This window comes from Micromonospora sp. 4G55 (assembly GCF_016803375.1).
This window is the reverse complement of record NZ_JAEVHN010000741.1, coordinates 1-2,817: the sequence shown is the minus strand read 5'-3', so window position 1 is coordinate 2,817 and position 2,817 is coordinate 1. Positions and strand designations below refer to the sequence as shown.

Here is a 2,817-nt window from a genome sequence, read left to right as displayed (position 1 = left end):
TGGTCCGCGGCCTGCCGATCGCTGAGCCCTTCGGCGTACTGCAACACCGATACCAGCGCCAACGCCCCGGGTGAAGCCGCCGGACGGCCCCGCGCCGGGAACGCCTGCGCGAACTGCTCGTCGCTGAAAACCGGGCCGAGCGCGTCGCGGATCCGCATCGCGAGAGTGCCCTTGGGGAACGACGCCCGAACCATCCGCGCGGTCAACTCCGGCACCCCACGGTCATCCCACGCTTCCAGCGACACCTCTCGACCCTTCCCACCCGACGAATCCGACAATCATGCCAACAGGTGAATCCGAGTGGTTTGGCTATTCCCCAACGGAGTCCTGAAGGGCGGAGCACTGGCCCGCACCTCGGTAGCCGTGCGGCAGCAGCACCACCGGTGCGTCCACCGGCCCGGCTTCCCGATAGAACGTGCGGATGCCGTCAACGTCGACGACTCGGTGCGCCACGGGAACGGCTCCCATGGCCCCGCCCTACCCGCCCCGACCCGGGCAAACCCAGTCCCGAACGGACCGACCGCGGCACGGCCGGTGGTCGGTCAGCCGGTGCGACTCACGATCGGCGGGGTGGCGGGAGCGCCCCGGATGGCCCGGGACGGCCACTAGATCTCACAATTCCGTGACGTGCCGCCGCCCGGTTCAGCGCCGGTCGGCGGCGACCAGCTCGCGGACGGCGGGTGCCACCTCGGCGGCAAATCGGCGCAGGTCGTCGGGGTCGTCGCTGCCGAGGATGAAGACGCTGACGCCCTCGCTCAGGGCCAGGTCCGCCAGCTCCTCGGCCCACTGCTCCGCGGGCCCGTCCAGCGGGCCGCGACCGACCTCGCCGAACCGTCCGGTGATGTTGAGCAGCCGCCGGACGTCCCGGGGCGACCGGCCGGCCTGCTGCGCGGCATCGTCGATGATCCGGTTGCCGGTGGCCAGGTCGCCGGGTTGCAGGTAGCCCAGCGACGGGAGCCAGCCGTCGGCCCGCCGGCCGGTGAGGCCGAGCATCCGGGGTTTGTAGGCGCCCAGCCAGATCGGCACCGGGTGGGCGGGGGCCGGGCCGCGCTTGGCGCCGTGCACCCGGTGGAACTCGCCGTCGACCCGCACGCCGCCGCGCGCGCCGGCGTCCCACAGTTGGCGGATGACGTCGACGGCCTCCTCCAGGGCCCGCACCCCCTGCGCGGGGGTGAGCCGGCGGCCGCCCATCGCCTCGATGGCGTCCCAGAACGCGCCCGCCCCCAGGCCCAGCCGGACCCGGCCGCCGCTGAGCAGGTCGAGGCTCGCCACGCTGCGCGCGAGGACCGCCGGCGGGCGCAGCGGAAGGTTCGTCACGTTCGCCGACAGGCCCACCGTGCTGGTCCGCGCGGCGACGTAGCTCAACAGCGTCCAGGTGTCGAGCAACTTCGGCTGGTACGGGTGGTCCTGAAAGGTGACCAGGTCCAGCCCGACCTGCTCGGCCAGGACGGCGAGGGCGACCGTGCCCGCCGGGTCGTCGCTCGCCGGGGTGGTGAACGACCCGAACAGCAGCGGGTGACCGTAGTCGCTCATCGCCGGTCGGTCCCTGCGTAGGGCGGGCACGAGGGCCGGCGCGTTCCGAGGCTCATCCGCCTCTCCTTCCCGTCGCGGCCGCGGGCAGTCCACCGATCCGGGTGCCGGGATGCCGGACCCGACCAGGGCAGGCTCCGCGCGGTCGCTCGTTTGACACGGCACCTGACGGGTAGTCGCGGGAGCTGATCCGAACCGAGGAGGGACGTGCCGATGGACGGCCAGGTCAAGGTAGCGGTGGTCTACTACAGCGCGACCGGCATCACCTACCAGATGGCGCAGGCGGCCTGCGAGGCCGCCGGCGAGGCCGGCGCCGACGTGCGCCTGCGCAAGGTACGCGAGCTGGCGCCCGACGAGGCGATCCGCTCCAACTCGGGCTGGCAGGCCCACCACCTGGAGACGCAGGACGTCCCCGAGGCCCAGCTCGACGACCTGTCCTGGGCCGACGTGATCATCTTCGGCTCGCCCACCCGCTACGGCATGATCGCCGCCCAGCTCAAGCAGTTCATCGACACCACCGGCCCGTTGTGGTCGCAGGGCGCCCTGGTGGACAAGGTCTACAGCGCCTTCACCTCCACCGCGACCTCGCACGGCGGGCAGGAGTCGACCCTGCTGTCGCTGTTCACGATCATTTACCACTGGGGCGGCATCGTGGTGACCCCCGGCTACACCGACCCGAGCCAGTTCGCCGCGGGCAACCCGTACGGCGCCTCGCACACCAGCAACAACGGGGAGACCGCCCCGGACAGCCTGGCGCTCGGCGCCACCGCCCTGACCGCCAAGCGGGCGGTGCGCCTCGGCGCCGCGGTCAAGCGCGGCCTGGCCGCCGGCTGACCCACTGGCGACCGGTGGTCCGGGCGGGGGCTCTCCGGCCCGTCCGGTCCACCGGTCGCCGCAACCCCTACCCGCGATCGGCCGATCCATGCGCGGTCAGCGCCGGACGGGCCAGCAGGTGCCCGAGCAGGTCCGCCAGGACCGCCAGCCCGTCCCGGCTGAGCACCGACTCCGGGTGGAACTGCACCCCGGCGAAACCGGGGCCGCGCAGCGCGTGCACCGCCCCGTCGGCCGGGTCACGGGACAGCTCCACCGGCCCGTACCGGGTGCCGAGCCGGTCGCGGTCGGCCAGTGCGGTGAAGGTGGAGTAGAAGCCGACCCGTCGAGGCGTGCCGAAGACCGGGACGTCCCGTTGCAATCCCTGGTACGGCGCCTCCCGCCGGTGCAGCGCCAATCCGAGCAGGCCGGCGAGCAGTTGGTGGCCGAGGCAGACCGCCAGCGTGGGCAGGCCGG

General features: G+C 73.2%; 2 protein-coding genes and 2 pseudogenes. 1 reads left to right on the top strand and 3 read right to left on the bottom strand.

Annotated elements, in window-relative coordinates:
* Together JNW89_RS33375 and JNW89_RS33370 are read right to left on the bottom strand one after the other, a co-directional pair.
* Positions 1-194, bottom strand: a pseudogene (locus tag JNW89_RS33375) (IS5/IS1182 family transposase); the annotation flags it as partial.
* Between the two features lie 448 nt (positions 195-642).
* The gene (locus JNW89_RS33370; protein ID WP_238452070.1) at positions 643-1,533 is read right to left on the bottom strand and encodes an LLM class flavin-dependent oxidoreductase; all 891 of its coding nucleotides are present in this window, start codon (positions 1,531-1,533) and stop codon (positions 643-645) included.
* A 210-nt stretch (positions 1,534-1,743) separates the two neighbouring features.
* Here JNW89_RS33370 and wrbA point away from each other — a divergent pair, with 210 nt between their 5' ends.
* Positions 1,744-2,364: an NAD(P)H:quinone oxidoreductase gene (wrbA, locus tag JNW89_RS33365; protein WP_238452071.1), complete on the top strand. Its 621-nt coding sequence runs from the start codon at positions 1,744-1,746 to the stop codon at positions 2,362-2,364.
* Between the two features lie 67 nt (positions 2,365-2,431).
* Here wrbA and JNW89_RS33360 read toward each other — a convergent pair.
* Positions 2,432-2,817 (bottom strand): annotated as a pseudogene (locus JNW89_RS33360) (chorismate-binding protein); the annotation flags it as partial.

Excerpts from the sequence above, each read along its gene's own strand:
- wrbA (WP_238452071.1), top strand. The coding sequence starts at position 1,744 with ATGGACGGCCAGGTCAAGGTAGCGGTGGTCTACTACAGCGCGACCGGC.
- JNW89_RS33370 (WP_238452070.1), bottom strand. The coding sequence starts at position 1,533 with ATGAGCGACTACGGTCACCCGCTGCTGTTCGGGTCGTTCACCACCCCG.